This is a genomic window from Caldimonas hydrothermalis, assembly GCF_056746695.1.
Window position 1 is genome coordinate 235,099 of the sequence record NZ_JBWQXA010000001.1, and the last position, 24,806, is coordinate 259,904.

The following is a 24,806-nucleotide window of genomic DNA, read 5'->3' on the forward strand; positions in this document are numbered from 1 at the left end:
CTCCTTCCATGTCACTGGCCGTGATCCACAGCCGGGCGCTGGCTGCCTTGCAGGCGCCGCCCGTCACCGTCGAGGTGCACCTGGCCAACGGCCTGCCCAGCTTCACGCTGGTGGGTCTGGCCGACACCGAAGTCAAGGAAGCCCGTGAGCGCGTGCGCGCCGCGCTGCTCAACAGCGGGCTGGATTTCCCCCACAACAAGCGCATCACCGTCAACTTGGCGCCGGCCGACCTGCCCAAGGAATCCGGCCGCTTCGATCTGCCCATTGCGCTGGGCATCCTGGCCGCGCAGGGCCAGATCCCCGCCGCGGCCCTGGACGGCTATGAATTCGCCGGTGAGCTGTCGCTGGCCGGCGATCTGCGGGCCGTGCGCGGCGCCCTGGCGATGAGCCTGGCGCTGCGCCGCCAGGGGAGCGCGCGCGCGATGGTGCTGCCGCTGGACAGCGCCCGCGAGGCCTCGCTGGTCGAAGGCACCACCGTCTACGGTGCACGGCACCTGCTGGACGTGGTGCAGTCGCTGCAGCCGCCCACCGCGGACGGTCCGGCCCCACCCGGCTGGGTGCGGGTGTGCGAACGGCCACAGGCCGAGGCCGCCGCCGGCCCCGACCTGCGCGAGGTCAAGGGTCAGGCCGGTCCGAAACGGGCGCTGGAAATCGCTGCGGCCGGTGGCCACAGCGTGCTGATGGTGGGCCCGCCGGGCACCGGCAAGTCCATGCTCGCCCAGCGCTTGCCCGGCCTGCTGCCGCCGCTGGACACCGAGGCGGCGCTGGAATCGGCCGCGGTGCTCAGCCTGGTGGGCGCCTTCGATCCCTCGCGCTGGCGCCAGCGCGTGCTGCGCACACCTCATCACAGCGCCTCGCCAGTGGCCCTGGCCGGCGGCGGCTCGCCACCGCGGCCGGGGGAGATTTCACTGGCCCATCAGGGCGTGCTCTTCCTCGACGAGTTGCCCGAGTTCCCGCGCGCGGCGCTGGAAGTCCTGCGCGAACCGCTGGAGACCGGCCAGATCACCATCTCGCGCGCGGCCCGGCAGGCCGAGTTCCCGGCACGCTTCCAGCTCGTCGCCGCGATGAACCCCTGCCCCTGCGGCTACCTGGGCTCGCGCCTGCGGCCCTGCCGCTGCAGCCCCGAGGCCGTGGCGCGTTACCAGGGCCGGCTCAGCGGGCCGCTGCTGGATCGCATCGACATCCAGGTGGAAGTGGCCAGCGTGCCGCACGAGGAGCTGCTGCGCCTGCCCGAGGGCGAGCCCAGCGCCGCGGTGGCCGAGCGCGTGGCCCGGGCCCGGCAACGCCAGATGGCCCGCCAGGGCTGCGCGAACGCCCAGCTCCAGGGGGCGCAGATCGATGCGCACTGCCGGCTCGACGACGGCGCCCAGCACTTCCTGCAAGCCGCCGCCGCCCGGCTGGGCTGGTCGGCCCGCAGCCTGCACCGGGTGCTCAAGCTCGCCCGCAGCATCGCCGACCTGGCCGGCGCCGACACCCTCGCTGTGGCCCACCTGGCCGAGGCGATCCAGCTTCGGCGCGTGCTGGCCTCCTCGTGAGCCCGGTCGGGCGGGGCACTCAGCAGTCGATGTGCCAGCGGTGGCTGCACTGGCGGCATTGCACCTGCAGGCGCTGGCGGCCCTCGTCCTCGTCGACCAGGGTCCAGCGGGCATAGGTCTGGCAGGCCGGGCACTGGGCCTGGTGGGCCACCTGCTCGGCATGCATCAGCAAATAGAGGTAACGCCTCAGGGCCCACAGCCCGATCACCGCACTGGCGGCGGCGCACAGCCCGATCCACACCTGCTCCAGCGCAGGCGCGCCGCGCTCGTAGGCCTCGGCGCTGCCCAGCAGGCCCAGCGTGGCCAGCAGCAGCAACACGAGGTGGAGGTGGCTCTGGATGAGTTCGCGCTCATACCACTTGCGAAAGCCGTGCCGCCGGATCACCTGCGCCATCCTCATCGCACACCCCCTGCATCGGGCCCACCGCGCGGCCAAAGCCATCATGATCGTACCGCAGCGCCAGCCCCGGCGGCGACTCGGGTATCGCCCCCCCCCCTGCCGGCGGCACTCACGCCCGGGCCTCAGAGGGCCTGGGCCACCGCACGCACCCGGGAGTCGTGGATGAGCCCGGCGATGCGCGACCCGCTCAGGCCGCGGGCCTGGGCCTGCCGGGCGATCTCGCCGGTGTCCACCCCCTGGGCGGCGCGCAGCGCGTGGCGCAACAGGTCGCCCTGGGGGTAGTCCTGCTCACCCAGGCCCAGCCGGCCGCGGGCATCGCATTCGCAGGCCAGCACGATCCCGTCGAAGCGCTCGGGCTTGCGGAAAGCGTCGCAGCGCTCGAGCAGGCGCACCAGGGCGGCCGCGCCCAGCTCGCCGGCGCGGTGGACGTGCCCGTGCTCGCGTGCCACCACTTCGGCCATCTCCCGGCATTCAGTGGGCACGCGCAAGCGCTGGCAGACCTCACGCAGCAGGCCCACGCTGCGCTGCTCGTGCCCGATGTGGCGCGGCAGCAGCTCCGGCGGCGTGGTGCCCTTGCCCAGGTCGTGCATCAGGCAGGCAAAGCGCACCGGCAGCGGGGCCTTCAGCCGTGCGGCCATGTCCAGCACCAGCATCAGGTGCATGCCGGTGTCCACCTCGGGGTGGTATTCGGCGCGCTGGGGCACGCCCCACAGACGGTCCACCTCGGGCAAGATGCGCGCCAGCGCCCCGCACTGGCGCAGCACCTCGAACATGCGCGAGGGCTTGTTCTCCATCAGCCCGCGCGAGAGCTCCTGCCACACCCGCTCGGGCACCAGATGGTCGGCCTCGCCGTGCTCGACCATCCGGCGCATCAGCACCAAGGTCTCGGCGGCCACACTGAACCCGGTGAAGCGGGCCGCAAAGCGCGCCACGCGCAGGATGCGCACCGGGTCCTCGGCGAAAGCGGGCGAGACATGGCGCAGCACCTGGTCTTGCAGATCGCGCACGCCGCCGAAGGGGTCGATCAGGCGGCCGTCCTCGTCCTCGGCGATGGCATTGATCGTCAGGTCGCGGCGCTGGAGATCCTGCTCCAGCGTCACATCCGGGGCGGTGTGGAACGAAAAGCCGTGGTAGCCGCGGCCGGTCTTGCGCTCGGTGCGCGCCAGCGCGTATTCCTCGTGCGTCTGGGGATGCAGGAAGACCGGGAAATCGCGCCCCACGGGCGTGAAGCCCGCGGCGATCATGGCCTCGGGGGTGGCGCCCACCACCACCCAGTCGCGGTCGCTGACCGGCAGGCCGAGCAGCCGGTCCCGCACGGCGCCTCCGACCATGTAGACCTTCATGGCCGGCAAGTGTAGCGGGCCGGGTTCAGCCGGCGCGGCTCTTGCGGTACGGCTCGTCGAAGTCGAGGAAATCCTGCTCGGCCAAGGCCTCGGCCACCCAGGCCTGCATGGCCGGCAGGGCATTGATGCGTTCGATGTAGGCCGACACCGCCGGCGGCACGGGCAGGCCGTAGGTGCGGATGCGGGTGCACACCGGGGCGAAGTAGAGATCGGGGATCGTCACCTCGGCGCCGAAGAGGTACGGGCCGCCATGGGCCTGGAACTGGCCGGTCCACATCTGCACGATGCGCTGCAGGTCGCGCACGACCTCGGCTCGGGTGCGCATCAGCTCGGCGCCCACGGCCGACAGCTCGGCCTCGAGGTTCATCGGGCAGTGGCTGCGCAGGGCCGAAAAGCCCGCATGCATCTCGGCGCACAGGCTGCGGGCCCGGGCCCGCTGACGGCGCTCGGCAGGCCACATGCGCCGCTCGGGATGGGTCTCGGCCAGATACTCGGCAATGGCCAGGGTGTCCCAGACCGCCAGATCGCCATCGACCAGCACCGGCACCTGCCCGGTGGGGGTGAGCGCGGCCAGGCGCTGCTTGAACTCGGAACCCTCGGCCAAGCTCAGCCGCAGCTTGACTTCCTCGAAAGGAATGCCGAAGTGCGCAAGCATCAGCCAGCCGCGCAGAGACCAGGACGAGTAGTTCTTGTTGCCGATGACGAGTTGCAGCATGAGGGCCTCCACGATCAGCCCTGCATGCTAGGGCCGCCTGACCCGCGGCGCCAATGCAATCCTTGCATCGGATGGATGCCGCACGCCGAGGGTCAGCCGCGGCGCGCGAAGGCGCGGAACTGCTGGTAGCGGCTGCGCGGCTCACGTCCGCCCAGATAGCCGGCCGCCACCGAAGGCAGGTCCACCGGGGTGATGCCCAGGGCCTGCAGGCCCGGCAGGCGGCCGCTGGCCACGTTGGGCACGCGCATCGACGCGATGTTGTCGCGGCTCATCAGGGGTTCGCCCGGCAGGCACTCCAGCGCCAGGGCCTGCAGCCGGCCCAGCACCTCGGGCAGCGGCACGATGGGCCGGGGGTGGCCCGACAGCTCGCCGGCCAGGCGCACCAGCTCGGCCAGGGTGTAGACCTGAGGCCCGGCGCATTCGTAGGTCTGACCGATCGTGTCGGGGCGGTCCAGCGCGTTGACCAAGGCCTGGGCCACATCGCCCACCCACACCGGCTGGAACCGGGCCTGAGCCCCCGCCAGCGGCAGCACGGGGAAGCAGCGCTGCAGCGCGGCAAAGAGGTTGAGGAAACGGTCTTCGGCCCCGAAGATCACCGAAGGCCGCAGCACCGTGAGCTCCAGCCCGGGCTGCGCACGCAGCACCGCCTCGCCCTCGGTCTTGCTGCGCAGGTAGTGCGAGGACGAACCCTCGCCCACCCCCAGGGCGCTGACATGCAGCAGCCGGCGCACACCCTGCTCGGCGCACACCTGCGCCAACTGGCGCGGCAGTGCCACATGCACCTGGTCGAACTCGGCCGCCCGGCCATGCAGGATGGCCACGAGGTTGATGACCGCATCACAACCGGCCACCAGACGGCGCAATTGGACCGGGTCGTGCACATTGGCCTGGACCAGCTCCACGGTGGGCAGCATCTGGATGTGCTTGGCACGTGCCGGCCGGCGGCTGGGCACACGCAGGAGCCCGCCGCCACCGCCGTTGCGGTCGACCAGGCGTTCGCACAGGTGGCGGCCGACGAAGCCGGTGCCGCCGAGGATGAGGATCTTGTTCATGGTGCGTCGAACCCACATGGCAGTCAGGGCAGATCGGCCCGGGCGGCCGGCGCATCGGGGGCCCGAGGCCCGATGCTGCGCTCCAGGCGGTCGCGCAGCCGGGGTGCTCGCCCGTGCAGCAGCGCGTCATAGTAGGTGGCATTGGCCAAGACCTTCTTGACGTAGTCCCGGGTTTCGTTGAAGGGGATGTTCTCGATCCAGATGGCGGCCTCGAGCACCGGCCCCTCGCGCCAGCGTCGCGGGCGGCCCGGTCCGGCGTTGTAGGCCGCCGCCCCCAGCGCCAGCGAGCCCTGGTCCTCGATCACGAGCTTGAGGTAGCTCATCCCGAGCAGGAGGTTGATCTCGCGGTCGTTGATCATCGAGGGCTGGTAGTTCAGGCCGATCTGGCGGGCCGTCCAGCGCGCGGTGGCCGGCATGAGCTGCATCAGCCCCGAGGCGCCGACGTGCGAGCGCGCATCCAGGATAAAGCGAGACTCCTGGCGGATCAGCCCATAGACCACGGCCGGATCCACGCCCACCTCGCGCGCCTTGAGCACCACCTCGCGGCGAAAGGGCATCGGGAAACGCTGCTCGAAGCTGACCTCGGCCTGGGTGCGCTCGCTGGTGTTGATGCAGCGGTCCCAGACCTCGCGGTCGCAGGCCAGTTGGGCGGCTGCCAGCAGGTCGCGGTCGCCCATGCGCCCGGGGCCGCCGAAGCTCAAGGTCCAGTTCCACTCGCGCACGCCCTCGCTGCGCAAGCCCAGCTCGATGAGCCGCAGCGCCCGCTGCAACCCGGGGTGGGCCTGCGCCCGTGCACGTTCCTCGGCCGTCAACGGGGCCGGCGGGGACGGCAGCGGATGCGGCCGGTCCAGCGCCTCGGCCGCCAGTTGGCCGTAGAAGTGATACTGGCCGGCCAGCGTCTCCAGCAGCGCGTGGGACTGGGCGCGCAAGGTCTCGGCCTGGGCCGATTCGCGGGCCAGCTCGCGCAGGGCACGGGCCTTCCAGTACATCCAGGCCGGATCGCGCTGCTCAGACGCCGACAGGGCCTCGATGGCCTGCAGCACCTGCGGCCAGCGGCCGGCGCGCAGCGCGGCGCGGGCCTTCCATACCAGCATCTCGTCCGACCAGGAGCGCTCGTCGGCCTTGCGCGCCGCGCGCTGGTAGTGATCGGCCGCCTCGGGCTGCAGGCGGATGGCGGCCTGGCGGCCGATGCTGGCCCACACCCAGGACGCCAGGTCGTCGGGCAGCCAGGCCGCCCAGCGGTCGCGCATCTGGGTGACGGCCAGGTCCGGGTCGTTGGCCCCCAGGCGGATCAGCGCCAGCGCGGTCAGCTCGGCCGCCTCGCGCCGGTCGGTGCGGCCGGCGCGCACCACGTAGCGGGCCGGGTTCTCGAGGAGCTCGTTGAAGTTGATGACGGCCGAGGCGCCGATCAGCTCCAGCGCCTGGCGCGCGGCCCGCGGGCGGTTCTGGTCGGTGGCCAGACGGGCCTTGCGCCAGACATCGTCGGCCGTGAGCACTCCGGCCGCATGGAGTTGCGAAGCCATCGTGGCGCAGCCCACGTCGGCCTCGCGCTGGGCATACCAGGCCGCGCGGGCCGCTTCGCGCAGCGCTTCGCGCGGATGGCCCTCGCGGTGGCGCAGGATCTGTTCGTAGCAGTGGAGCTCGCGGTCGTCGCGCATGCGCAAATGCGGCAGCTCGGCGGCCATCTGCGCCCAGTCGCCGCGGCGGCCCAGCTCGAGCAGCCAGTCGTTGCGCAGCCGGTCCTCGACGTAGGTGCCGCTCCAGCGGGCATAGAACTCGGCCAGCTCGCCGGCGCTGGCCTCGCCCAGACGCAGGTTGAGCGCCCAGTAGTCGATCCAGGGGGTCAGGGGGTGGTTCTGGGCACGGGCCGAGCGCAGCAGGCCCTGCAGGCGGGCGGAGTCCTTGCGCGCATGGGCCTCACGCGCCTGCACCGCCAGGTCGGCCGCCCCCTGTGCGTTCGAGGGCGTCCAGGCGCAGCCCGTGAGCACGGCGGCGGCCAGCACGCACAGGGCGCGCCGATAATCGAAGTCCTTTGGAAGAAATCTCATCAAGCAGATGCCTTGGATCACGGAGTCGGGGTCCCTCGACCGGGCCACGTTGCGCCAGCAACTGCTCGAAGCGCGCGAGCGCTTCGTGGCCTCCCCTGCAGGTCCGGCGGCCCATCAGGCCCTGGGACGGCGCCTGCGCGAAGTGCTCGCCGCGCTGGAGCCGCAGGTGCTGGGGCTGTATTGGCCGGTACGGTCCGAATTTAACGCACCGGCCGCATGGGGCGACGACATGCCCGTGCTCGCCCCGGGGCTGGCCTTGCCTTTTGCGCGCCGCAGCCCCCCCGCGATGGTCTACCGCCGCTGGGACGGACGCAGCCCCCCGGCCCTCGCCGACGAATGCGGCATTCCCAGCACCGCTGGCGCCGAGGTCGTGCCCGACGTGGTGCTGGTGCCCTGCGTGGGCTACAGTCGCGAGGGCTACCGGCTGGGCTATGGCGGCGGCTACTTCGACCGCTGGCTGGCCGCGCACCCGGGCGTGACCGCCGTGGGCGTGGCCTTTGCCGGTAGCGAGGTCGCCCTGGCGCCTCAGGCCCATGACCACCCGCTGACGATCGTGGTCACCGAGAACGAGGTGCTCGCCCCATAGCGTGGGGGGGACGGGGTCGGTCAGTCGGCCTCGCCCAGCCCGTCGTCACCGCCAGGGGCCTCGCCGACCGCCTGGCGCGTGCGGGCGGCCTCGGCCTCGATCCAGCGGCAAAACTGCGCCACCTCGGGACGCTGCCGGGCCGAAGCCGGCGCGATGAGCCAGTAGGCATGGGCACTGTCGAGCCGTTCGGCGCAGTCGGCAAAAGGCTCGACCAGCTCGCCCGTGCGCAGCGCCTCGGCCACCAGCGGCAGCCGCGCCAGCGCCACCCCCTGGCCCGTGAGCGCCGCCTGCACCTGCTGGAAGGTGTAGTTGAAATAGAGCCAGCGCTTGGGCTCCAATTCGCCCAGGCCATGGCGGGCGAGCCAGTGCCGCCAGCTCATGTGCTCGACGTTGAGGCGGTTGTCGAACTCCTCCAGCAGCGTGTGCCGGGACAGGTCGGTCGGCCGCTCCAGGCCCGGCCCCTGTCCGCTGCGAGCCCGTTCGAGCAGCCAGGGGCTGACCACCGGGGTCATTACCTCGCCGAACAGCCGCACCCAACCCTCGGTGCCACGCTGTGGTGGGCAGTAGCGCAGAGCCACGTCGATCTCGTCGCCGTCGGGCTCGACCATGCTGTCGCTGGCGCTGACCCGGATATCGATGTCCGGGTGCTCGCGTTGGAAGGCCTCCAGCCGGGGGATCAGCCACAACGAGGCGAAGGAAGCGAAGGTGGTCACCCCCACGACCCGCCGACCCCGCGACTGGCGGATCTGGCGCACCGTCGCATCCAGCCGGTCCAGCAGCGGCACGACCGAGCGCAGCAAGGCCGCGCCCGCGCTGGTCAGCTCGACATGGCGGGTGCCACGCACGAACAGCGGCGCCCCGATCTCGTCCTCCAGGCCCTGGATCTGCCGGCTGATGGCCGGCTGGGTGAGGAACAGCTCTTCGGCCGCGGCGCGGAAGTTGAGATGGCGGGCGACGGCCTCGAAGGCCCGCAAGGCCCCCACGGCGAGCGGCCGGTGGCGCAGCTTATTCATGATGATCCTGCATCAATCTGCGATCTGCTTCTCATTGGACCGGCGGCACCGATCCTCCTAATCTTGCAGCACAGACACGTCACAGCCGGAGTTCATCATGGTTCACGCACTCATGCAAGCCACGCACCAATCAACGCCCCTGGGCCACACCGGTGTGGCCGCTGGCCAGGCCGTGCGCTGGCGTGCCCCGGGCGCCGGGCACTTGCAGGTGCAAGGCGCCACGGTGTGGATCACCCGCACCGGAGGCGGGCCCGACTGGGTGCTCTGCCCGGGCGAGCGGCTGTGGCTGGAGGCCGGGCAGGAACTCGTCGTCGAGACTTGGCACCCCCAGGGGCGCGCCGAGTTGCACTGGCTGCCGCTGGCTCAGCCGCGGCAGGCACGCAACGTTTGGGTGGGCCTGGCCGGTGGCGCCGACGCGGCAGCCCGCGCCCTGATGCGCTTGGCCGCCTGGGCCCGCGAGCACAGCGCCGCCTCCAGCGCCCGCCGCGCCCAGGGCGCCATCTGCGCCGGGCCGTCCGTGGCCTCGAGCGAGGCGCTCCAGTAGTCACCGTTCGGTCGTCTCGGCTGGGGCCGGATTCAACAGCTTGGCATGACGCGGGTTGACCACCTGCGGCGGCACCTCGGAGAGCTTGTTCTCGGCCATGTAGTCGTTCATCTCGCGCCAGCCGGCGAAGATGGCCGCCTTGTCGGCCTTGGGGTTCAGGGTATAGCAGTCCTCGATGGCCCGTCCGGCGTGCCGGCAGGCCCCGCCCAGAGCGCGCCCCTCGGCCTCACGGCGCTCGGCCACGGCCTGCGCCGACTCGATGCCCAGCTGGTCGCAGCCGCTCAGGGCGGCGGAGGTCAGCAAGGCGAGGATGAGGGGAAAAGCACGCATGGCGAGATCTTCGGCCATTCGGGCGGGAAGTTGAGCCCCGGGTCGCAGCGACGGCCAGTGCCCCCCCGGCAGCCCCCCGCCCCATGAGCGCACCTTACCGGCGCGCCATCTCGAGCAGGCGGGCGACCCGCTCCTCGGTGGACGGGTGCGTGGAGAACAATCCACGCAGGCCGCCGCCCGACAACGGGTTCATGATCATCATCTGCGCCGTCTCGGGGTGGCGCTCGGCCGCCTCCAGCGGGATGCCCTGGGCGTAGCGCTGGATCTTCTGCAACGCGCTGGCCAGAGCCTGCGGGTCGCCGCAGATCTCGGCCCCGCCACGGTCGGCCTCGAACTCGCGCGCTCGGCTGATGGCCATCTGGATCAGGCTGGCCGCCAGCGGCGCCAGGATCATCACGAGGAGGCCCACGACGGGATTGGCCGGCCGGCCCTCGCTGTCGCGCCCGCCGAAAAACATGGCGAAGTTGGCCAGCATCGAGATCGCGCCGGCCATCGTCGCGCTGATCGTGGAGATCAGGATGTCGCGGTGCTTCACGTGGGCCAGTTCGTGGGCCATCACGCCGCGCAGCTCGCGCCCATTGAGAATGCGCATGAGGCCGGTGGTGGCCGCCACCGCCGCGTGGTGCGGGTTGCGGCCGGTGGCAAAGGCATTGGGGGCGTCTTCGTGGATCAGGTAGACCCGGGGCATGGGCAGCCCGGCCTTGCCGGCCAGCTCGCGCACCATGCCGTAGAACTGCGGCGCCGTCGTCTCGTCGACCTCCTGGGCGTTGTACATCTTCAGCACCAGCTTGTCGGAGAACCAGTAGCTGAAGAAATTCATGCCCAGCGCCACGATGAGCGCCAGCACCATGCCCTGCTGGCCGCCCAGCAGGGAGCCAATGGCCATGAACAGCCCGGTGATGGCCGCCATCAGGATGGCGGTCTTCATCATGTTGAACATGGGTTGCGTTCCTTTCTTCGCCGTCGAAACCCAGTCCCTCAACTGGGGTCGGCGCGTTTGTATCTCAAGCCCGTCGTTCAGGCGGCCGGTGTGCCAAAAACCATGCCCGGCACCACCGTATGGCCGGCCAGGAATTCCCGGGCGGCCAGGCGGCGTCCGCCGGGTTTTTGCAGCTCGGTCAGGCACAGCGCGCCCTCGCCGCAAGCCACGACGGGGCCGCAGGCATCGATGCGCAGCACCTCGCCGGGCCGCCCCTGACCGGCCGCCGGCCGGGCCGCCCAGACTTTCAAGAGGGTGTCACCCAGCCGGGCGGCGCCGCCGGGAAACGGGTCGAAGGCCCGCAGCCGGCGCTCGATCACCGCGGCCGGCAGCGTCCAGTCGATCGCCGCTTCGGCCTTGTCGATCTTGTGGGCATAGGTCACGCCCGCCTCGGGCTGCTTCACCGGGCGCAGACCACCGCAGGCCGCCAGCTCCAGTGCCTCGACGATCAGCCGGGCGCCCAGCGCGGCCAGCCGATCGTGCAGCGTCGCGGTGGTGTCGTCGGGGCGGATCGGCACGCGCTCGGCCAGCAGCATGTCGCCGGTGTCGAGCCCCTCGTCCATCTGCATGATCGTGACGCCCGTCTCGGCATCGCCGGCCTCGATGGCCCGGTGGATCGGGGCGGCCCCCCGCCAGCGCGGCAGCAGCGAGGCATGGATGTTCAGGCAGCCCAGGCGGGGCGACTCCAGCACCCAGCGCGGCAGGATCAGCCCGTAAGCCGCCACCACCATCCCATCGGGCCGCAGCGCCTGCAGGCGCTCTTGCACGGCCCGGGCGTCCTCCGGGTGGCGGCCGTCCAGGCGCAGGCTGCGCGGCTGGGCCACGTCCAGGCCCCGGGCCTGGGCCCATTGCTTGACCGGGCTAGGCGCCAGCCGCATCCCCCGGCCGGCGGGCCGGTCGGGCTGGGTCAGCACCAGCGGGATCTCGAAGCCAGCGGCGTGCAGCGCGGCCAGCGCCGTCTGAGCAAACTCGGGGGTGCCGGCGAAAACGAGCCTCATGTCGCCGCCTCAGCGCGCCGCTTCTTTGGCACGCTTCTGGAGCTTGGCCTTGATGCGGTTGCGCTTGAGCGGCGAGAGGTACTCGACGAAGACCTTGCCCATCAGGTGGTCCATCTCGTGTTGCACGCACACGGCCAGCAGGCCCTCGGCGTCGAACTCGTAGGGCTGGCCGTTGCGGTCGAGCGCGCGCACGCGCACGCGGGCGTGGCGGTCGACCTTGTCGTAGATGGCCGGCACCGACAAGCAGCCCTCCTCCCAGACGATCATCTCCTCACTCTTGGCGACCAGCTCCGGATTGATCAGGACGCGCGGGTCGTCGCGTTCGTCGGAAACGTCGATCACGATCACGCGCTCGTGCACGTCCACCTGCGTGGCCGCCAGTCCGATGCCGTGGGCCTCGTACATGGTCTCGAGCATGTCGTCCACCAGGCGCCGGATGCGCTCGTCCACCTGGGCCACGGGCTGGGCCACCTTGTGCAAGCGGGGGTCGGGATAACGCAGGATGTTCAGCAGGGCCATGGGTGCCGGGCCGCCCTGTCAGGAGCGGCAGGTGTGGATGCCCCGCAACGCCGCTTTTCGTGAACCAGTGCCGACGCACCAGTAACGTCCAGCAAAATTCGTTGCGGCATCAAGGGTTTATGGGCAGAATCTGTGAAACTATGTGAGGATTTTCGCCGATCTGTCGTCCCCGGGCGGAACAACAACTCATTAACCATATGGCGTCATGGCCCCCAACACCAGGGGCCGTGCCGGTACGCGGAGACCCCTGCATGACTCGTAAGCTCACGCCGCAAGCCCGTCCGACGCAAGCTCCCGTGCGTGCACGCCGCGGGGTCCGCGCCCTGGCCGTCCTGGCCCTGGCCGCTGCTGGCGCCGCTGCCTGGGCGGTCAATTATCCGGTCACGCCGCAGCAGCGTGCCACCGCCCAGCAGGTCGCCCAGGCCGGCGTGCCGCTGTCCGAGCTGGCTCCCAACGCGCCCGACACCTACACCGTCAAGCGCGGCGACACGCTGTGGGACATCTCCAGCCTGTTCCTGCGCAGCCCCTGGCGCTGGCCCGAGCTGTGGGGCATGAACCTCGACCAGATCCGCAACCCGCATCTGATCTTCCCTGGCCAGATCCTCGTGCTGGAGAAGCTCGACGGACGCGCCCGCCTGCGCGTGGGCCAGGCGGTGGGCAACGGCACGGTGCGCCTGTCGCCGAAAGTGCGCAGCAGCGAGCTCATCGACGGCATCGCCTCGGTACCGCTGCACCTGATCGAACCCTTCCTCAACGAGGCCGTCATCTTCAACAGCGACGAACTCGAGGCCGCTCCGCGCGTGGTCGCTGCCCAGGAAGGCCGCGTGCTGATGTCCCGGGGTGACCGCGCCTACGTGCGCGGCGAGCTGGGCACCCAGCGCGACTGGCGCGTCTTCCGCAACGCCCGAGCGCTGGTCGATCCCGACACCCGGGAGGTGCTGGGCTACGAAGCGGCCTATGTCGGAGCGGCCACCTACGTGCGCCCGGGGCGCACCACCGCCCAGGGCGAGATCGTGCCGGCCACGGTGGAAGTGCAGGCGGTGCGCCTGGAGATGGGCGTGGGCGACCGCCTCGCTCCGCAGCCGCCGCGCGAGTTCATCAACTACGTGCCCCATGCGCCGCAACAGCCCATCGAGGGCCGCATCGTCTCGATCTATGGCGACGGCGCCACCGCCGGGCAGAACCAGGTCGTCGCGCTCAACAAGGGGGCGCGCGACGGCATGGAGCGCGGCCATGTGCTGGCCCTGTGGTCGGCCGGCCGCGTGGTCCAAGACACCACCTCGCCGGACAAGGCCACGCTGCGCCTGCCCGACGAGCGCCACGGTCTGCTTTTCGTCTTCCGCGTGTTCGACCGCATGTCCTACGCCCTGATCCTGAACGTCAAGGATCCGGTGGTCGTGGGCGACCGCTTCACCCAGCCCTGAGCCCCCGGCCCCGATCCGGCCGGGGTTCCTGTCGCTCGCGCGGCCGCCCGGGGCCGCCGCAGGCCAACGGCCGCGCCCCTGCGTCCCGGATGTCCGCTTTCGCCCTGCCCCCTGATGAACTGGCCGCCTGGCTGCGGCTGCTCGAAACCCCCGGCCTGGGCCGCCAGGCGGTGCGCCGCCTGCTGGCCGCCTTCGGGTCGCCCCAGGCGGCCTGCGCCGCACCGCCCGAGGCCCGGCGCCGCCTGCTGACGCCACAGGCCGCCCAGGCCCTGGAGCAACTCCCGCCGCAGCTGCCGGCCCTGGTGGAGCGCACCCTGGCCTGGCTGCGCGCCGATGCCCGCCACCATGTCGTGACCCTGGGCGACCCGGCCTATCCCCCGTGGCTGCTGGCCACGGCCGACCCGCCCGTGCTGCTCTATGCGATGGGCGACCTGGCCTGGCTGCAGGCGCCGGCGCTGGCCGTCGTGGGCACGCGCCACCCCAGCCGGCAGGGACAGGAGAACGCGCGGGCCTTCGCCAGCCATCTCAGCGAGGTGGGCCTGACGATCGTCTCCGGTCTGGCTCTGGGCATCGACGCCGCCGCCCACGAGGGCGGTCTGACCGGGCCGGGGCGCACCATCGCCGTGGTCGGGACCGGGCTGGACCAGGTCTACCCCCGCCGCCACCGCGCCCTGGCCGAGCGCATCGCCGCCGAGGGTCTGATCGTCAGTGAGTACCCGCTTGGCACCCCACCCCTGCCACCGAACTTCCCGCAACGCAACCGACTGATCGCCGGCTTGAGCCGCGGCACGCTGGTCGTAGAAGCGGCGGTGCAGTCCGGCTCGCTGATCACGGCGCGGCTGGCCGCCGAGCAAGGTCGCGAGGTGTTCGCGATCCCGGGATCCATCCACGCCCCGCAGTCGCGGGGCTGCCATGCCCTGATCAAGCAGGGGGCCAAGCTGGTGGAATCGGCCCAGGACATCCTGGAGGAGCTGCATTGGGCCGATGTTCGCCTGTCGCCCCAAGCGCCACCGGCCCCTTGCGGCCGCGGCGAGCCGGACGATCCCGTGTTGGACGCCCTGGGCCACGACCCGGTCTCGCTGGACGCGCTGCAGGCCCGCTGCGGCTGGCCGACCGACCGGCTCAGCGCTCGGCTGCTGGAGCTGGAGCTCGAAGGCCGCATCGAGCGCCTGCCCGGCGGCCTGTACCAGCGCTGCCACCGGGCTTGAGGTTCGGGCGCCCACCAGCCGCCCTGTCGGGGCCGACGCCGCACCCGCGGCCGGCGAGGCCATGTCGGGGGCCGGGGCAGCGGTATTCCGCCCTTGTCGGTCAGGTCGCCTCGGGTATAGTCGGATCATGTTCGACGTGCTCGTCTACCTCTACGAAAACTACTGGCGGCCCGACGCCTGTCCGGACCACGATCAGTTGACGCGCAAGCTCTCGGCCGTGGGGTTCGAGAATGAGGAAATCCAGGAAGCCCTGACCTGGCTGGACGGGCTGACCCTGTCGGCCCAGGCCCATGCGCACGCCCAGAGCGCCACCGGGGTGCGGGTGTACACGGCGGCCGAACACGAACATTTCGGCCCGGACTGCCTGGGCTTCATCAGCTTCCTGGAATCGGCCGGCGTCCTGCCCGCGCCGATGCGTGAAATGGTGATCGACCGTGCGATGGCCATCCCCGGCGGCCCCGTCTCGCTGGAGGATCTGAAGATCATCGTGCTGATGGTCTTCTGGAGCCTGGGCGAAGAGCCCGACGCACTGATCCTTGACGAGCTCTTCGTGGACGCCCAGGACCGGCTGATCCACTGAGCACCCCGGGGCCGGACGGTCCGCCTGCGCTTCGGGCAGCACGCGCTTTCACCCCTGGGGGGAGCGGAACCTGCCCCCACGTTCTTGGGGTCGGGAGCGGTGGCTTGCGGCCTCACGCGGCCAACGGCCGGCAATAGCTCAGTTCAGCAGGCGGCTGGGGTCGGCATCCAGCTTGGCCAGGGCATCGCGGGTGGCACGCACGGTGAGCGCCTCCTCCTCGGCCGGCACGAGCAGGCCGGCTTGCAGGAATGAGGCCAGGCGGTGCTGTTGGAACAGGACGCAGCGCCCCGACGGCGCGACGAACAGGCTGAGCTGCTTGCGCAAGCCCTGCCAGGCCAGTTGCACCGGTTCGTTGCGTCCTCGGTAGTCCAGCTTGAACCAGGCTCCGACCTGCAGACCACGCGCCCAGGCGACCATGGCCGGACTAGGCATCGAGCCGCCCTCGGCCACCACTTCCAGGCCCGCCGTCTCGTGGCCGGACAGGTCGAGCACCATCGACTCGTCGATCTCGACCTCGGCGTCGGGCAACATTTCCTCCAACGTCTCCAACCGCAGCATCAGCTCATCCAGGTGCTCGGCCGGGATGGCCGCCGTCTTGGCGGTGAAGGCCGCCGCCAGGGAGTTGTTGAGCGTTTGGATATGTTCGTCCTGCTTGTCGGGGCTCACGCCGGCGCTGGCCATGCCATCGCGCAGGGTCTTGAGCAACGGGGGCAGGCGGCGGATCACCTCGGCACGCTCCTCGCGGGAGACCTTGGCGCTGGCCGACCAGATCAGGTCGGCGGCCGCCCGCTTCATCGCCTTGGTCTGCTCCCCCTGGGGACCATGCTTGACGGCGGTCATCGCCAGCACGTCGGCCCAGATCTGGAAAAGGAAGTCGCGCACCCCCTCCTGCACCGGCACCTCGTTGAGCATCTTGCGCAGCTCGATCGTGTACTGGATGGCCAGGATCTCGCGTTGCTCGACCTGCTGGGCCAGCGACACGCCCCGCCGCGAGGGCTCGTGCTCGTTGCGGAAATAGTGGTCGAGGAATTTCTCGAACTCCACGAGCACGGTCTGGAACACGCGCCGGCCGGTGTCCGGATAGGCTTCGACCACCTGGACCACCCGCTTGATCTCCTTCTCCAGCGCCTCGCTGGCACCGGCGGTGGCGTCGTCGAAGCCCATCACGCAAGCGCCCATGCGGTCGATGAGCTTGCGCGCCGGGTGGTCGATGGTGGCAAAGAAATCGGGTTCGCTGATGGCCACGCGCAGCACCGGCATCTGCAGTCGCGCAAACCACACGCGCACCGAGGCAGGCAGGCGCTCTTCCATCAGCAGGCTCTGGAACAGCAGGGCCACGATCTCGATGGTGGCCCGCTCGATGGGCGACTCGGCCGCTTGCTTGAGCACCTGCTTGCGCTCTTGCAGGCCCTGCACCAGCGCCGCGGGCTGCACCTCCTGACCGGCTTGGGCGCTGACCTGGAACTGCCGCGCCAGCTCGCGCTCGGCGTGGACCATGGCCTCGGACAGCCGAGGCGATGCCGGATGCACCTGGGCCGTGGCCTCGAATTCGGGCACCTGCCGGCCCACCAGCCGGTTCAGCCGCCCCAGCACCGCCTGGGCCTGCTCGGACGCCCGCAGCAGGTTGGCCGCGCGCGTCATCAGCCGAGTCTCGTCACTCACACCGTGCAGGCTCCCGGCGCCCGACCCGCTGGAGGCCGCACCGCCGGCCAGGGCCGTGGCGGCGCGCCCCGGGCCGCCCGCCTCGGCCGGGCGCCCCGTGGAGGCGGCCACGCCTGTGTCCCGCGCACGCCGGATCAGCGGACGCAGGTCGATCTCGGGCAGCACCCCGTGGGCGATCAGCCACTTGTTGGTCTCGTGGTAGGCCAGCACGAGCAAATGGCCCAACTCCTCGTGCAACACCGGCTGCAGGCAACGCCAGGCTTCCAACCCCAGCCCGGCGCCGCGCCAGGTGCGCAAGATGAGCGCCGCGATCGCCTGGGGGCGCAGCAGGTCGGACGGGGGCAGCTCGTCCCGGCGCTCCAGCGCCAGGATGCGCGAGCGCAGGTCGGTGAACTCCGAGCTGGCTTGGTCCATCGCCGCAAGCGCCAGCCGCGAACTCAGGATCTCGTGCTCGATGGTGGCATCGTCGACCAGCGAGAGCTCGGCCCCGCGCGACAGGCTCGCCATCACCGTGGGACTGGCCCCGGTGGACGACAGGGTTCCCTGCCAGGACTGGATCTGCTCGGCGAGCTGCTGATGCCAAGCCTCGCGCAGGCGCTGCAGGTCGGCCCAGGCCTCACGGCGGCGCAGCAGCAGCTCCGGCGGGGCCGGCTGGGAGGCCAGCTGCTTGGCCCCCTCCTCCACCGCGACCATCGCGTTGGAGGCGCCATAGAGCACCACGTTCAGGAAGGTCCTGCGGGCCTGGGCAGCGAGCGCCTTGGGGTCGGCAGGGAAGGTCATGGTCAGGGGACAGGGCCTGCGTTCGCAATGTGGTTGCGTCGAACTCTACACCACGGCACCCGCGTTCGGGTCGTCCGGATCGGTCTCCTTGCGGGTGGGCGAGATCAGATCCTCACGCTTGACCCCCAGCCACATCGCAGTGGCCGCGGCGACGAACACCGAGGAGTAAATGCCGAAGCAAATGCCGATCGTCAAGGCCAGGGCGAAGTAGTGCAGCGTGGGGCCGCCGAAGATCAGCATCGACAGCACCATGATCTGCGTGGAGCCATGGGTGATGACGGTGCGGCTCATGGTGCGCGTGATCGCGTTGTCCATGATCTGCGCCGTCGTCATCTTGCGGTACTTGCGGAAGGACTCGCGGATGCGGTCGAAGATCACCACCGACTCGTTGACCGAATAGCCCAGCACGGCCAGCACCGCCGCGAGCACCGACAGCGAGAACTCCCACTGGAAGAAAGCGAAGAAGCCCAGGATGATGATCACGTCGTGCAGGTTGGCGACGATGGCAGCCACCGAGAACTTCCACTCGAACCGCAGAGCCAGGTAGATCATGATGCCGGCGATCGTCATCGCCAGCGCGATGGCTCCGTCGCGGGCCAGTTCGGCGCCCACCTGCGGGCCGACGAACTCGCTGCGCTGCAGCCGCAGCGGCTCGCTCCCCCCGGCCTCGCAGACCTGGCGGCTGACCGATTCGCCCTTGTCGGTGACTTCCTGGCGCTGCGCCAGGCGGCCGTCCTCGGCACTGCACAACGCCTCCATCACCCGGGAGACCACCTCCGACTGCGGCACGTCGCCACGCAGCGGCACACGGATCAGCACGTCGCGCGAGGTGCCGAAGTTCTGCACCTGCACCTCGCCGAAGCCCAGCGATTCGATCTGGCTGCGCACCTTGCCCACGTCGGCCGCCTGGGCGTACTGCACCTCCAGGACCGTGCCGCCGGTGAACTCGATCGACAGGTGCAGCCCGCGGGTGACGAGGAAGAAGACGGCGGCGACGAACAGGGCCACCGAGATGGCGTTGAGCAGCAGCGCGTGCCGCATGAACGGGATGTCGCGCTTGATCCGGAAGAGTTCCATGTGCGTGCTTCCTGTGCGTTCGCAGCCTTCAGGCCTTGGGAGCGGTCTCGCCGCCGGGGATCCACACCTGGCCGATGGAGACGGACTTGAGCTTCTTGCGCCGCCCGTACCACAGGTTCACCAGGCCCCGCGAGAACAGCACGGCCGAGAACATCGATGTCAGGATGCCCAGGCAGTGCACCACGGCAAAGCCGCGCACCGGCCCCGAGCCGAAGGCGAGCAAGGCCACGCCGGCGATCAGCGTGGTGACATTGGAGTCGAGGATGGTGGCCCAGGCACGCTCATAGCCGGCGTGGATGGCCGCCTGCGGCGAGGCGCCGTTGCGCAGCTCCTCGCGCACACGCTCGTTGATGAGCACGTTGGCGTCGATCGCCATGCCCAGTGTCAGCGCGATCGCCGCGATGCCCGGCAGCGTCAGCGTGGCCTGCAGCATCGACAGCAGGGCAATGAGCAGCAGCAGGTTGACGGCCAGCGCCAGGCTCGAGAACACGCCAAAGAGCATGTAGTACACGACCATGAACACCATGATGGCCACGAAGCCCCAGACCACGCTGTTGAAGCCCTTGACGATGTTCTCGGCGCCCAGGGCCGGGCCGATGGTGCGCTCCTCGATGATCTCCATGGGCGCCGCCAGCGAACCGGCGCGCAGCAGCAGTGCCACGTCGTTGGCCTCCTGCGTGGTCATGCGCCCGGAGATCTGCACGCGCCCGCCGCCGATCTCGGTGCGGATGACCGGCGCAGTGACGACCTCGCCCTTGCCCTTCTCGAACAGCAAGATGGCCATGCGGCGGCCGACGTTCTCGCGCGTGACGTCACGAAAGATGCGCGCTCCCTTGGCATCGAGCGTGAGGTGCACCGCCGGCTGCTGCTGCTCGTCGAAGCCGGCCTGGGCGTCGATGAGGTTCTCGCCGGTGAGAATGACCTGACGCTTGACGATGAGGGGCGCACCGCCGCGTTCGACGTAGCGCTCGGTGCCGAAGGGCACCGGGCCGCTGCCGGCCAGGGCGGCCATGGCTTCGGCGCTGTCGTCGACCAGCCGCACCTCCAGTGTGGCGGTGCGGCCGATGATGTCCTTGGCACGCGCGGTGTCTTGCACGCCGGGCAGTTGCACCACCACCCGGTCCAGCCCCTGCTGCTGGATCACCGGCTCGCTCGTGCCCAGCTCGTTGACGCGGTTGTGCAGCGTCGTGATGTTCTGCTTGAGGGCCTGGTCCTGGATGCGACGCGCCGCCTCGGGCTTGAGCGTGCCGGTGAGTCGCAGCTCGGCCCCGTCGGCCGATTCCGTCCAGTCCATGTCGGCCAGTTGCTCGGCCAGCACCTGGCGGGCCTGCTGCAAGGTGGCGGCATCGCGGAAGCGCAGTTCGATCTGTTGGCCCTGCCGGTTGATGCCGGCGTGGCGGATGTTGCGGTCGCGCAGCAAGGTGCGGGCGTCGCCGGCATAGACCTCGGCGCGGCGCGTCAGCGCGGCTTCCATGTCCACCTGCATCAGGAAGTGCACCCCGCCGCGCAGGTCCAGGCCGAGATACATCGGCAGCGCATGGATCGAGGTCAGCCACTGGGGCGAGCGCGACACCAGGTTCAGCGCCACCACGTAGGACGGATCCGCGGGGTCGGGATTGAGGGCGCGGTCGATCACGTCGCGCGCCCGGATCTGGGTGTCGGTGTCGGCAAAGCGGGCCCGCACCGAATGGCCGTCGAGCTGCACAAAGTCCACCGGCACGCCCGCCTGGGCCAGCGCCTGTCGGACCCGTTCGGCCACGCCCTCGTCCACACGCACCGTGGCCTTGCCGCTGGACACCTGCACCGCCGGCGCCTCGCCGAAGAAATTGGGCAGGGTGTAGACGAAGCCCACGATCACGGCGACCACGAGGATCGCGTACTTCCACAGGGGATAGCGGTTCATGACAGCTCTTTCATGCCCATGATGTCGGCCCCGACCCGGGGCCTGGCCGTGGGGGCCGCAGCCCGGGCCTGACGGAACGAAGGGCGCCCCGTCGGCGCCCTTCCCGGTCCCGGCCCGAGCCGGGTCTGAGGCGGAAATTACTTGATCGTTCCCTTGGGCAGCACCTGCACCACGGCCGAGCGCTGGATCTGGATCTCCACGCCATTGGCCACCTCGACATGCAGGTAGGTGTCGCCGAGCTTGGCGATCTTGCCCAACAGCCCTCCGGCGGTGACCACCTCGTCCCCCTTGGCCAGGGCCTCGACCATGGCCTTGTGCTCCTTCTGGCGCTTCATCTGGGGACGGATCATGATGAAGTAGAGCACCACGAACATCAGCACCAGCGGCAGCAGGCTGAGCAGGGTCGATTCGGTGCCGCCTTGCGCGGCAGGGGCCGCCTGGGCGAATGCGTCAGCAATGAACACGGGACGTCTCCGGGAAAGGTCGATACAAGCGGTGGATTGTATGCCTGAGCGCCGGAAACGCCCGTGCTGCGCAGTCGGGCGGACGGCGTCCGCGTCACCGCGCCGGCATGGGTTGTCCGTGCAGTGGCGAACGCGGTCCGGGCAGCACGCCGTTGACGCGGGGCACCCCCAGCAGGCGCGCCTGCGCCGTTCCCGCATCGTTGTAGGCTGCGTCAGTGCTTGAGCTGGCGTCGTGTGTTGCGCAGTAGGTCTGCTCGCGCAGGCCGGCTAGCAAACCGTTCCCGGCGACGCACGCACAAGCGGTTGATGTCCAGGCCGCCTGCGTGTGCTCCAGCGAAGAACTTGGTGCCGGTTTTGAGAGAACGGAGAGCAAAAGAGAGTCGAACCGGGCGACTTCAGGACACCGGGCGGCCACGGCGTGGCACAGGCAGATCGGCGCCGAATCCCGCGTGGTGTCGGGCAAGCCGGAAATGAAAACGCCCAACCGATGGAGGTTGGGCGTGGAAGTTTGGTGGCCAAGGGCGGAATCGAACCACCGACACGCGGATTTTCAGTCCGCTGCTCTACCAACTGAGCTACTTGGCCGGAAAGACTAAAAGTATAGCAGGAATCCTCGCGGGTCCAGCGTGAAGTTCAGTTGCCGGCGGCGCGCTTGTTGCGTGACAGGTCCACGCCGAGCTGCTTGAGCTTGCGGTACAGATGAGTGCGCTCCAGGCCGGTCTTCTCGGCCACGCGGGTCATGCTGCCATGTTCCTTGGCGAGGTGGAACTCGAAGTAGGCCTTCTCGAAAGCGTCACGCGCTTCGCGCAGAGGACGGTCGAGCACGAAGACCTGCTCGGCCTGGGGGCCCGCCGGCAGGCCACCGGCCACCGGGGCGGTGTGGTTCACGCCGTCAGCCGCGCGCTCGCGCACGATCGACGCCGACGCCGACGCCGACGCCGACGCCAGCGGCGGCGCTGTGGGGCGCGGGGCCTGGCGCGCCAGGCCCTGCTCCACGGCGCGCAGCAGCTTTTGCAAGGTGATGGGCTTTTCCAGGAAGGCCATGGCACCGTGCTTGGTGGCTTCCACGGCGGTGTCGATGGTGCCGTGCCCGGACATCATGATCACCGGCATCGTGAGTTGGCCACTGGCCCCCCATTCCTTGAGCAAGGTGATGCCGTCAACATCGGGCATCCAGATGTCGAGCAGCACGAGATCGGGCTGCATCCGCTCACGCAAGGCGCGCGCCTGGGCTGCGTTCTCGGCCAGCTCCACGGTGTGCCCCTCGTCAGCCAGGATCTCCGACAGCAATGCGCGGATGCCGAGCTCGTCGTCTACTACAAGTATGGTGGCCATGCGGGTGGTCAGGCCCCTGGGCGGGCACCTGGGGTTGCGGTGTCGTCGCGGCCGTCTTCCTGGACGGGCGCAAACCTGGAAAATGATATCGAAACTTGGGCCCCCCTCACGTCGGGGTTCTTCCCTCGCTGCGCGCCACCCAGCCCTTCAGAGTTGGTGAGGTTGGTCAGGCGGATGCGCGCAGCATGTTCGTCGCAGATCTTCTTCACCACGGCCAGGCCCAGGCCGGTGCCCTTGCTCTTGGTGGTGACGTAGGGCTCGAAGGCGCGTTTGAGCACCTTGTCGAGAAAGCCCGGGCCGTTGTCGGCCACGACCAAGCGCACCGCGCGCAGCTCGCCGGTGTCGGTGCGTGCAGCCTCGGTGTGCACCCGCACCTGGCCCTGGGGCCGGTCGGCCACGGCGTCCAGGGCATTTTGCAGCAGGTTGTGGATGACTTGGCGCAACTGGGTGGCATCGCCCAGGATCGGCGGCAGGCCAGGCTCGAGGTCGACCTTCAGCCGGCCCTCTTCCTGCACCGAGCCATACAGCACGAGCACTTCGCCGACCAGAGCGTTGAGGTCGATCGGGTGCAATTGGGCCGAGGGCAGGCGGGCATAGTCGCGGAATTCGTTGACAAGCTGCTTCATGCTGCCCACCTGGCTGACGATGGTGCCCACGGCCTTGGACAGGAGCTGGCGGTCGGCGTCGTCGAGCTTGGCTTCGAGCTTGTGCTGCAGCCGCTCGGCCGAGAGCTGGATGGGGGTGAGCGGGTTCTTGATCTCATGGGCCAGACGGCGGGCCACCTCGGCCCAGGCGATGGAACGCTGGGCCGACATGACTTCGGTGATGTCGTCAAAGACGATCAGCCGCGCCTGCTGCGGCAGCCAGGCACCCCGCACGAGCAGGGTCATGGGCTCGCGCTCGACGCCAGCGTCGGCGCCTGCCAGCTCGAAGGACTGCTGCCAGTGGTCGCGCTCGCCACCTTCGTTGCCGGCGGCATGTTGCTCGAATTGCTGATCGATCGCGGCGGCAAAGTCCTGCAGGCCAGGCACCTCGGTCAGCGTGCGGCCCTGGTAGGCCCCCAGCGGCAGGCGCAGGATGCGCGTGGCGCTGGGGTTGACGGTGTCGATGTGGCCGTGGGCATCGAAGACGATCACGCCGGCGGTGAGGTTGTCCAGGATGGTCTGCAGATTGGTCTTGGCGCCCTCGAGTTCGCTCAGGCTGCGCTGGACGAGCGAGCGCGCATCGGACAATTGCTGGGTCATGTCGGCGAACGAGCGCGTGAGGCCGCCGAGTTCGTCGCGCGAGGTGAAGACAGGTTTGGGTGTGAGGTCGCCGCGGGCCACTTGACGCACGCCTTCGGCCAGCAGCAGCAGCGGTCGGGCGAGCTGGTTGCCCAGGGCGACGGCGAGCAGCACCGCGCCGAAGACGGCCAGGATGAGCGCCAGCGTGAGCGTGCCCAGATACATGCGCTTGAGGCCTTCGCGCGCCAGCGCGCGCTGCTGGTACTCGCGGTAGGCGTTTTGTACGGCCAGGGCGTTGGCCGCCAAGGTGGCAGGCAGCCGCTGGGTGGCCTGCAGGTAGCGGTCTTCGGGGGTGAGGCGAAAGCCCACCGTGGCCACGTAAGCCACGGCACGGATGCGTGGGGTGCCGGCGTCTTCGTCCAGGCCCTCGAGCTGGGTGGCAATGCGCTGGATGCGCGCCTGGCGCAGCAAGGTCGCCGGCGGCCGCTCGGGCGCCAAGGCTTCGCGCGACAGGCCGGCGCTGACCAAGATCTGCCCACTGCCGTCGAGCAAGGCGGTGTCCTCGGCGGCCAGTTGATCGCGGATGCGCTCCAGGCCCAAGGCGCTGGCCCCGCCGCCCGCATCGGCCAGGCGGTCGGCCGCCGCGCGGGTCTTGGCTGCAAAGTCGTTGACCAGGGTGTCGAGGGTGACGCGGCCAAGGTTCAGGCCCGCATCCAGGGCCCCTTCGACCTCGACGTCGAACCACGAGTCGATGCTGTTGGCCACGAACTGGTAGCTCACGGTGTAGAGCAGCACGCCGGGGATCACGCCCACCAGGGCAAAGATGCCGGCCAGCTTGGCCAGCAGCCGTGAGCCGAACTTGCCGCGGCGCACGCGCACGGCCAGGCGCACCGCGGCGATCGCGATGGCCAGGATGAGCACCGAGGCGATGATCGCGTTCAGGCCGAGCAGCCAGCCATAGTGCTGTTCATAGAGCCGGCGGTTGTCGCTGGCCAGCGCGAGCAGGAACATCAGCACCAGCGCCGCGCCGGAGACGGCCACGATGGACAGGATCCAGGCCCAGCGGGTGGCTTTGGTCACGGCCGTTC

22 protein-coding genes and 1 tRNA gene are annotated in these 24,806 nt (G+C 70.2%); 6 read left to right on the forward strand and 17 right to left on the reverse strand.

Translation table 11 applies throughout. The features are described from left to right. Positions 1-8: 8 nt before the first annotated feature. The gene (locus AC1ECW_RS01180) at positions 9-1,535 is read left to right on the forward strand and encodes a YifB family Mg chelatase-like AAA ATPase (RefSeq protein WP_481200980.1); all 1,527 of its coding nucleotides are present in this window, start codon (positions 9-11) and stop codon (positions 1,533-1,535) included. Positions 1,536-1,554: 19 nt separating this feature from the next. On the opposite strand, the gene AC1ECW_RS01185 is transcribed toward AC1ECW_RS01180, so the two are convergent. The 5 genes from AC1ECW_RS01185 to AC1ECW_RS01205 all read right to left on the reverse strand — a co-directional run bounded on the left by AC1ECW_RS01185 (position 1,555) and on the right by AC1ECW_RS01205 (position 7,093). Next, positions 1,555-1,935, reverse strand: coding sequence for an MJ0042-type zinc finger domain-containing protein (locus tag AC1ECW_RS01185; RefSeq protein ID WP_409703818.1), 381 nt, complete (start codon positions 1,933-1,935; stop codon positions 1,555-1,557). A 122-nt stretch (positions 1,936-2,057) separates the two neighbouring features. Continuing rightward, positions 2,058-3,278, reverse strand: a complete 1,221-nt coding sequence (locus AC1ECW_RS01190; protein ID WP_409703815.1) for a multifunctional CCA addition/repair protein — start codon at positions 3,276-3,278, stop codon at positions 2,058-2,060. Positions 3,279-3,303: 25 nt separating this feature from the next. Next, on the reverse strand, positions 3,304-3,993 hold the full coding sequence (locus tag AC1ECW_RS01195) for a glutathione S-transferase family protein (RefSeq protein WP_481200981.1): 690 nt from the start codon (positions 3,991-3,993) through the stop codon (positions 3,304-3,306). 92 nt (positions 3,994-4,085) lie between these two features. Continuing rightward, positions 4,086-5,045, reverse strand: coding sequence for a complex I NDUFA9 subunit family protein (locus AC1ECW_RS01200; RefSeq protein WP_409703855.1), 960 nt, complete (start codon positions 5,043-5,045; stop codon positions 4,086-4,088). A 23-nt stretch (positions 5,046-5,068) separates the two neighbouring features. Further along, a complete protein-coding gene (locus tag AC1ECW_RS01205) occupies positions 5,069-7,093 on the reverse strand; it encodes a lytic transglycosylase domain-containing protein (RefSeq protein ID WP_481200982.1) in 2,025 nt (674 codons plus the stop codon). 7 nt (positions 7,094-7,100) lie between these two features. On the opposite strand from AC1ECW_RS01205, the gene AC1ECW_RS01210 reads away from it, so the two are divergent. Next, complete coding sequence (locus AC1ECW_RS01210) at positions 7,101-7,679, forward strand: 5-formyltetrahydrofolate cyclo-ligase (protein WP_481200983.1); 579 nt, start codon at positions 7,101-7,103, stop codon at positions 7,677-7,679. 20 nt (positions 7,680-7,699) lie between these two features. Here AC1ECW_RS01210 and AC1ECW_RS01215 read toward each other — a convergent pair whose 3' ends face one another. After that, on the reverse strand, positions 7,700-8,692 hold the full coding sequence (locus AC1ECW_RS01215; protein WP_481200984.1) for a LysR family transcriptional regulator: 993 nt from the start codon (positions 8,690-8,692) through the stop codon (positions 7,700-7,702). A 97-nt stretch (positions 8,693-8,789) separates the two neighbouring features. Here AC1ECW_RS01215 and AC1ECW_RS01220 point away from each other — a divergent pair, with 97 nt between their 5' ends. Beyond that, positions 8,790-9,236 carry a DUF2917 domain-containing protein gene (locus AC1ECW_RS01220; RefSeq protein WP_409662835.1) on the forward strand — a complete coding sequence of 149 codons (447 nt, stop codon included), beginning with the start codon at positions 8,790-8,792 and terminating at the stop codon, positions 9,234-9,236. Here the strand turns inward: AC1ECW_RS01220 and AC1ECW_RS01225 are convergent, their stop codons facing one another. The 4 genes from AC1ECW_RS01225 to def form a co-directional block, all read right to left on the reverse strand. Further along, on the reverse strand, positions 9,237-9,566 hold the full coding sequence (locus tag AC1ECW_RS01225; RefSeq protein WP_481200985.1) for a hypothetical protein: 330 nt from the start codon (positions 9,564-9,566) through the stop codon (positions 9,237-9,239). Positions 9,567-9,660: 94 nt separating this feature from the next. Then, positions 9,661-10,506: a zinc metalloprotease HtpX gene (gene htpX, locus AC1ECW_RS01230; RefSeq protein ID WP_409662830.1), complete on the reverse strand. Its 846-nt coding sequence runs from the start codon at positions 10,504-10,506 to the stop codon at positions 9,661-9,663. Between the two features lie 77 nt (positions 10,507-10,583). Then, a complete protein-coding gene (fmt, locus tag AC1ECW_RS01235) occupies positions 10,584-11,543 on the reverse strand; it encodes a methionyl-tRNA formyltransferase (RefSeq protein ID WP_481200986.1) in 960 nt (319 codons plus the stop codon). A 9-nt stretch (positions 11,544-11,552) separates the two neighbouring features. Further along, positions 11,553-12,062 carry a peptide deformylase gene (gene def, locus AC1ECW_RS01240; RefSeq protein ID WP_409662824.1) on the reverse strand — a complete coding sequence of 170 codons (510 nt, stop codon included), beginning with the start codon at positions 12,060-12,062 and terminating at the stop codon, positions 11,553-11,555. A 251-nt stretch (positions 12,063-12,313) separates the two neighbouring features. Between def and AC1ECW_RS01245 the strand changes: the two genes are divergently transcribed. From AC1ECW_RS01245 to AC1ECW_RS01255, 3 genes are all read left to right on the forward strand, one after another. Next, entirely contained in the window at positions 12,314-13,486 is a 1,173-nt protein-coding gene (locus tag AC1ECW_RS01245) for a LysM peptidoglycan-binding domain-containing protein (RefSeq protein ID WP_481200987.1), read from the forward strand. A gap of 89 nt (positions 13,487-13,575) precedes the next feature. Next, positions 13,576-14,694, forward strand: a complete 1,119-nt coding sequence (gene dprA, locus AC1ECW_RS01250) for a DNA-processing protein DprA (protein ID WP_481200988.1) — start codon at positions 13,576-13,578, stop codon at positions 14,692-14,694. A gap of 127 nt (positions 14,695-14,821) precedes the next feature. Further along, a complete protein-coding gene (locus AC1ECW_RS01255; RefSeq protein ID WP_409662815.1) occupies positions 14,822-15,274 on the forward strand; it encodes a Smg family protein in 453 nt (150 codons plus the stop codon). A gap of 138 nt (positions 15,275-15,412) precedes the next feature. Here the strand turns inward: AC1ECW_RS01255 and AC1ECW_RS01260 are convergent, their stop codons facing one another. The 7 genes from AC1ECW_RS01260 to AC1ECW_RS01290 form a co-directional block, all read right to left on the reverse strand. Continuing rightward, entirely contained in the window at positions 15,413-17,716 is a 2,304-nt protein-coding gene (locus tag AC1ECW_RS01260; RefSeq protein WP_409662812.1) for a DUF1631 family protein, read from the reverse strand. 45 nt (positions 17,717-17,761) lie between these two features. Further along, complete coding sequence (secF, locus tag AC1ECW_RS01265) at positions 17,762-18,793, reverse strand: protein translocase subunit SecF (protein WP_409662809.1); 1,032 nt, start codon at positions 18,791-18,793, stop codon at positions 17,762-17,764. A gap of 28 nt (positions 18,794-18,821) precedes the next feature. Further along, the gene (gene secD / locus AC1ECW_RS01270; protein WP_481200989.1) at positions 18,822-20,696 is read right to left on the reverse strand and encodes a protein translocase subunit SecD; all 1,875 of its coding nucleotides are present in this window, start codon (positions 20,694-20,696) and stop codon (positions 18,822-18,824) included. A 137-nt stretch (positions 20,697-20,833) separates the two neighbouring features. After that, positions 20,834-21,160, reverse strand: a complete 327-nt coding sequence (gene yajC, locus AC1ECW_RS01275; RefSeq protein ID WP_409708568.1) for a preprotein translocase subunit YajC — start codon at positions 21,158-21,160, stop codon at positions 20,834-20,836. Between the two features lie 509 nt (positions 21,161-21,669). Next, positions 21,670-21,745: transfer RNA gene (locus tag AC1ECW_RS01280), tRNA-Phe, on the reverse strand. Positions 21,746-21,793: 48 nt separating this feature from the next. Then, positions 21,794-22,495 carry a response regulator gene (locus AC1ECW_RS01285; protein ID WP_481200990.1) on the reverse strand — a complete coding sequence of 234 codons (702 nt, stop codon included), beginning with the start codon at positions 22,493-22,495 and terminating at the stop codon, positions 21,794-21,796. A gap of 8 nt (positions 22,496-22,503) precedes the next feature. Beyond that, positions 22,504-24,798 (reverse strand): sensor histidine kinase, encoded by a 2,295-nt coding sequence (locus AC1ECW_RS01290; RefSeq protein WP_481200991.1) that lies wholly within the window; start codon positions 24,796-24,798, stop codon positions 22,504-22,506. Positions 24,799-24,806: the final 8 nt, after the last annotated feature.

Excerpts from the sequence above, each read along its gene's own strand:
- AC1ECW_RS01180 (WP_481200980.1), top strand. The coding sequence starts at position 9 with ATGTCACTGGCCGTGATCCACAGCCGGGCGCTGGCTGCCTTGCAGGCG.
- AC1ECW_RS01185 (WP_409703818.1), bottom strand. The coding sequence starts at position 1,935 with ATGAGGATGGCGCAGGTGATCCGGCGGCACGGCTTTCGCAAGTGGTAT.
- AC1ECW_RS01190 (WP_409703815.1), bottom strand. The coding sequence starts at position 3,278 with ATGAAGGTCTACATGGTCGGAGGCGCCGTGCGGGACCGGCTGCTCGGC.
- AC1ECW_RS01195 (WP_481200981.1), bottom strand. The coding sequence starts at position 3,993 with ATGCTGCAACTCGTCATCGGCAACAAGAACTACTCGTCCTGGTCTCTG.
- AC1ECW_RS01200 (WP_409703855.1), bottom strand. The coding sequence starts at position 5,045 with ATGAACAAGATCCTCATCCTCGGCGGCACCGGCTTCGTCGGCCGCCAC.
- AC1ECW_RS01205 (WP_481200982.1), bottom strand. The coding sequence starts at position 7,093 with ATGAGATTTCTTCCAAAGGACTTCGATTATCGGCGCGCCCTGTGCGTG.
- AC1ECW_RS01210 (WP_481200983.1), top strand. The coding sequence starts at position 7,101 with ATGCCTTGGATCACGGAGTCGGGGTCCCTCGACCGGGCCACGTTGCGC.
- AC1ECW_RS01215 (WP_481200984.1), bottom strand. The coding sequence starts at position 8,692 with ATGAATAAGCTGCGCCACCGGCCGCTCGCCGTGGGGGCCTTGCGGGCC.
- AC1ECW_RS01220 (WP_409662835.1), top strand. The coding sequence starts at position 8,790 with ATGGTTCACGCACTCATGCAAGCCACGCACCAATCAACGCCCCTGGGC.
- AC1ECW_RS01225 (WP_481200985.1), bottom strand. The coding sequence starts at position 9,566 with ATGCGTGCTTTTCCCCTCATCCTCGCCTTGCTGACCTCCGCCGCCCTG.
- htpX (WP_409662830.1), bottom strand. The coding sequence starts at position 10,506 with ATGTTCAACATGATGAAGACCGCCATCCTGATGGCGGCCATCACCGGG.
- fmt (WP_481200986.1), bottom strand. The coding sequence starts at position 11,543 with ATGAGGCTCGTTTTCGCCGGCACCCCCGAGTTTGCTCAGACGGCGCTG.
- def (WP_409662824.1), bottom strand. The coding sequence starts at position 12,062 with ATGGCCCTGCTGAACATCCTGCGTTATCCCGACCCCCGCTTGCACAAG.
- AC1ECW_RS01245 (WP_481200987.1), top strand. The coding sequence starts at position 12,314 with ATGACTCGTAAGCTCACGCCGCAAGCCCGTCCGACGCAAGCTCCCGTG.
- dprA (WP_481200988.1), top strand. The coding sequence starts at position 13,576 with ATGTCCGCTTTCGCCCTGCCCCCTGATGAACTGGCCGCCTGGCTGCGG.
- AC1ECW_RS01255 (WP_409662815.1), top strand. The coding sequence starts at position 14,822 with ATGTTCGACGTGCTCGTCTACCTCTACGAAAACTACTGGCGGCCCGAC.
- AC1ECW_RS01260 (WP_409662812.1), bottom strand. The coding sequence starts at position 17,716 with ATGACCTTCCCTGCCGACCCCAAGGCGCTCGCTGCCCAGGCCCGCAGG.
- secF (WP_409662809.1), bottom strand. The coding sequence starts at position 18,793 with ATGGAACTCTTCCGGATCAAGCGCGACATCCCGTTCATGCGGCACGCG.
- secD (WP_481200989.1), bottom strand. The coding sequence starts at position 20,696 with ATGAACCGCTATCCCCTGTGGAAGTACGCGATCCTCGTGGTCGCCGTG.
- AC1ECW_RS01285 (WP_481200990.1), bottom strand. The coding sequence starts at position 22,495 with ATGGCCACCATACTTGTAGTAGACGACGAGCTCGGCATCCGCGCATTG.